This is a genomic window from Rahnella perminowiae, from assembly GCF_019049695.1.
GTDB lineage: Bacteria > Pseudomonadota > Gammaproteobacteria > Enterobacterales > Enterobacteriaceae > Rahnella > Rahnella perminowiae.
The window spans coordinates 1-4,539 of the sequence record NZ_JAFMOT010000124.1 but is presented as its reverse complement, the minus strand read 5'-3'; the positions used below and the strand labels follow the sequence as shown (position 1 = coordinate 4,539).

Annotated in this window: 4 protein-coding genes and 1 pseudogene; 3 read left to right on the top strand and 2 right to left on the bottom strand. The window is 39.5% G+C overall.

The window, feature by feature from the left end; all coding sequences use genetic code 11:
• Window positions 1–16 precede the first annotated feature (16 nt).
• Window positions 17–137 (bottom strand): annotated as a pseudogene (locus J1781_RS26450) (DUF6387 family protein); the annotation flags it as partial.
• A gap of 466 nt (window positions 138–603) precedes the next feature.
• Here J1781_RS26450 and J1781_RS00760 point away from each other — a divergent pair.
• The 3 genes from J1781_RS00760 to J1781_RS00750 all read left to right on the top strand — a co-directional run bounded on the left by J1781_RS00760 (window position 604) and on the right by J1781_RS00750 (window position 3,379).
• Window positions 604–1,071 carry an integrase arm-type DNA-binding domain-containing protein gene (locus tag J1781_RS00760; RefSeq protein ID WP_331252956.1) on the top strand — a complete coding sequence of 156 codons (468 nt, stop codon included), beginning with the start codon at window positions 604–606 and terminating at the stop codon, window positions 1,069–1,071.
• A gap of 351 nt (window positions 1,072–1,422) precedes the next feature.
• On the top strand, window positions 1,423–2,172 hold the full coding sequence (locus tag J1781_RS00755) for a capsid size-determining scaffold Sid (protein ID WP_217233059.1): 750 nt from the start codon (window positions 1,423–1,425) through the stop codon (window positions 2,170–2,172).
• Between the two features lie 478 nt (window positions 2,173–2,650).
• Window positions 2,651–3,379, top strand: coding sequence for a type II toxin-antitoxin system death-on-curing family toxin (locus tag J1781_RS00750; protein WP_217233058.1), 729 nt, complete (start codon window positions 2,651–2,653; stop codon window positions 3,377–3,379).
• Window positions 3,380–3,518: 139 nt separating this feature from the next.
• Here the strand turns inward: J1781_RS00750 and J1781_RS00745 are convergent, their stop codons facing one another.
• Entirely contained in the window at window positions 3,519–4,475 is a 957-nt protein-coding gene (locus J1781_RS00745; protein ID WP_217233057.1) for a HEPN domain-containing protein, read from the bottom strand.
• Window positions 4,476–4,539: the final 64 nt, after the last annotated feature.

The window sequence follows — 4,539 nt, the reverse complement described above, 5'->3', positions numbered from 1 at the left end:
ATCCTACCTTTTCCTATAGTTCATGACCCAGACCTTTTAAGGTGATTCCTTCGAACTTACGGTAGTTATCTATGTCGAGCCAAGCTTTGATTTCTTTTTTTGATTTCTTTTGTATGCTCTGGGGACCAATTTTTCATCGAAACACACTCCAGCAATAGACCATAATCTGTTAGTGTTGAACTTCCCAGACTTACTCGATTTATGCAAGTTTCAAAGACTTAACCGATGACAGCGACATAAAAATTCTTTGTTGGTATTAATGTTGGAACAATTATGACTACCTATAAAAATTCTCTTTTAAATCATGAAAATATTTATACGTTCGATTCCTGTAGGGGACACCATAACCACTTTCCACGACATCCCGCCAAGTAAAAAAAACCCATTAAAATCAAAAAGTAAAAAAGAAATAACATCCCATCTAATCCCATAAAACCCCACGACAGCCCATTTTTTCTCGGGTATAAAAACGGGTATAATTGGTTCGATAAAATTTGTACCCGTCGAACTAAGGAAATTTCATGCCATTAACTGACACAGGCAGGCTCGAAGCCAAAAGATAAACCCTATAAACTCAGTGATTCCAATGGCTTATATCTTCTGGTGCATTCTAATGGTTCGAAGTATTGGCGCTTCCGACGCACTATTAATGGGAAGGACACCACTCGGGCGTTAGGCATGTACCCAATAATGACACTTGCAGAAGCAAGGAAAGCGCGGGATGAGTTTCTGAAAAGTTTGTCTCAAGGGATCGATCCTTTGCATGCAGACAAAGAAAAAATCGCCTCGTTTGAAGAGATTGCGCGGCAATGGCATGCCAGAAAGAAAACTTGGTCTTCCCTACACTCTCTCAATGTCATGCGAGCCTTCGAAACTCATCTTTTCCCTGAAATCGGCAGCAAAGCGATAAATCGGTTAGCTGTACGCACCTGTACTACATGTACGCGCCGAGAATTACTGAATAATACAGAAACCCGAAGCGTTTATTTCTGGCAGGCGTTTTTTCATCGCCCGACGGGTGACAAATACCTTCAACAGTTTGTCAGCGTGTCCTTCGTGCCTGAAGAGTAATTTACCGGCTTATTCACAGACTGCGCCTGAGAGGAAAGAGTCAAATCCCCAAGATGTAGCGCATTCCTGCCCGCGCCGGCAGGGTCTTTGATTGCTAACATCATGCCTTCAATTAACCGCATGGCATCACGCTGGGTGAGTGAGATTTGCTGGGTGCCGAGTTTGAGTGTGAGCATTGATATTTCCCCTTTCTTTTCTGAAGTTATTAGCGATATGCTTAGATTACAGCATTGAAAAATATGCGTTAGCTTCCGCCGTTCTGTCGTCCACAGTACGTCCTGCCTCAATAGAAACGCTCTCCGGTCAGGCTCATAATTATTGATATTAACCGACCCAACGTGAGAGCCATTTATGAAACCCAATACGCCTGAGTCAGAATTATCACCTGCCGTTCAGCAGGCTATTTCGCGTTATCTCGATACCAAGCAGACCCAGCAGGGGAATGTGAATAAAATGGAGGAGATAATTGCCGACATGACCCGCTGCAAAAATCAAAAAGAGGAAATAGATAATCTCAGTGAGCAGTCCGGTGGCCAGTGGCGCGAGGCCTTTTTGAAAATGCGCGGTCAGGTCAGCGACGAAATGAAAGCGCAGCAACTGCAACGTCTGGCAAATCAGGAAATGTCACGCGAGCTGGGACACCTGCTTCTCAGTCTGGACATTGAAAAAGATCGTCAGGAAATTACCTGTTCAGGGTCTGGCAAAGTGCTCTTAGACAGCCATGAAAGTGCGTTAATGGCCTATGCAGAACAGGAACTGAAAAAGGCGCTGTCAGCAGGCCTTGAGACGCTTATCCGGGCAGTATCATTGAAACGTACAGCCTTAAGATACCAGCAGGCTACCGTAACGCTGGGGGGCAGGCTGAGCGACTACGAAGTCAGCCCGGACGCCGTCATTTTTGAAGAAATTAATCAGTATCTGAAAGATGAGATGACGCGCTACAAATTCGACTTGGCTCAGGAACCTGTCTTAGCACAACTTGGCGTTCACCGGCCTGAGACGAAGTTTTTCAGCGCGAAACTTGCCAGCGGCGGCGGTCGTTCAATGGCTTTTGCAGCCGTTAAGCGTAAGGAAGAACAGCTCAGCATAACGGAAAAATAACCTCCCAAATTGCTCATCACATAAAATGGGTATCTCGGCGTGAAGGTTCCTGCGAGATACTCATTTTTATTACCCCCCCGCCACTTTCCCTGATCTTGTACTGATAAGCTTCACTTCAAAAACTCGCCATAAAAATCTGATTAAATCATTGATTTTCACTAAATGGGTGGTGCATTCTGACTGCATGCTTTTGCATTTTAAAAGAGTATCTTTCGGTAACCTTAAGGCCTGTTCTGGCGTGCTCTGAGCGCGGCCATGCACATGCATTAAAAGCGATATGAAAAGCGGGCAGGCGTGGCGGGGATAGCATTGCGCGCCAACCGAAGATTTTTTTAATTTTTCTTGTCAGTGATAATCGTTTAAAGAGTAAAGAAAATTTCATCCCCAATGCATGTTAAGTACTTTCTTTGGCGACGTTAACAAGTAAGTTGCATTTTTAGAGCAGCATTTCAATTTATTAAAATTTTAAGGAAGAAATATGGAAACGCAAGTTGTAGAAAAAATACATGAATTTCTCTGTAACTATTATCAGTACTCTGAAGATCCAGTCTCTCCACCGGGAGTAAAAGACAGGGGGTTATTGGAATCGGCCTGCGCTCGCCCTTTTGCCTCCGCAGGTGGGAGAGATGCATTTGAAAACATTTATGATAAAGGTGCAGCATTATTCCATGGGATAATATCAAATCATTGTTTTTTCAATGGAAACAAACGAGCTGCTCTTCTTGCTTCATTATATTTCCTTAGCGAAAACAATCTTTGGTTAGACCGTTGTGATGATGAGGAAATGTTTGAATTCACTCGTCGAATTGCAGCTCATGAAATTACTGAAAAAAGAACCGATGAATTAAAAGTCATAGCAGATTGGTTAGAAAAAAATAGTCGCAAGGTAATAAAAGGAGAGAAGCCACTTAACTTCAACAGTTTAAAGGACAACCTCGCTCAATTCAATTATGAATTGATTGATGAGGGACATTTCGCATATATATATTATGATGGAAGACATATCGAAAAAGTTCTAAAGAAAGGAAAGCAGGGTCTAGGCGAATACGATCAAGCATATATCTCAGAGTTACGTAAAAGATTAAATCTAACACCAGAACATGGGATAGATAGTGCAAGATTTTACGGGCAAAAAGGATTAAATGATGATTTGAGTGAATTTATGTCCATGCGAGTAAAAGTTTTTGACTGGTTAGCAAAAATATAACCCAGAATAAAATGATGTTGCGCAAATTTATTTTTATATTTGTGCAACACTAAATTATCTATTACACTCATACCAGATTTCATTAAACTAAATATTCACTTAATTGACATAGTGGCTAGCTAAATATTAATATAACGGACTAAATACCAAGCAGTATTTTTTTCTTAAAATAATCTTCGAAAACATCTTTGCTTCCATTGAAAACACTCATCATTTCCTCAGAATGCAATATTACATTCATAATTACTCTTAGATAAGAATCCAGCTTTAGACTTTCATCCGGAAGGGTAATTACTTTTGCTGTTTTCAGACTATCTCCGTGAGTAACTTTGGAACGTATATTGTAAAAAAACTTTATTTCATCAAAAGTTTTTATTGAATCATATCCATGGTCTTTTAGAAAAAAAGCCACCCGTTCAGAAAGCTTGTGTGATAACTCCGCACTATCAGTAGAAAAGAGACTTTCTAAGGCACTACAGTAGTGAGCTATTTTTAAAGCAGGATTGAACTCTTTTCTTGCAGATCCGATAAAACTTAACGCTCTACCATATCTCGAGTATTTTGAGTCGATAAAAGAATCAAAAACAGTAGAATTATTTTTGTGTAAATAACTTTGAATTTTATGATTAGTTTGTTCCCATTTGATTAGATCTTCTCTATTGAACTCAGTGTTAATATGTCTATCACCATTGGCCATACTATACATCGTCATCAGGCTATTGTTAGACCATTCTGACATTGCTTTTCTATCTGTTTTATTGCAATACGCTATTTCACAAAGCATTGCATTATCCTTAATCAGCCATGAACTATTGACTAGCATGTTCAGCCATAGAAGCCATACAAGCAAAGCTCTGTTGCTGGACATATTGGGATTAAAATAATCATTTTTGAAGTCGACAGATATGATATGATTTGCATCATTCAAATGACCATATTCAATTATCCCTGCATAACTTTTTAAGTCTTTAGTGAGTATTTTTCGTATTTTTTCCCTATCTCTTATTAGAGTAACGCCAGGGAGCAAATCAAAATCATCAAAATTATCGCCAATTACCTGCATAAAACTGAGAGTAGTATAAAATTTAAAATTCATAAAAAACCTTATTATACAATCATACTCGATAAAAATTTAAATTATAACGTGTATTATTTATAGT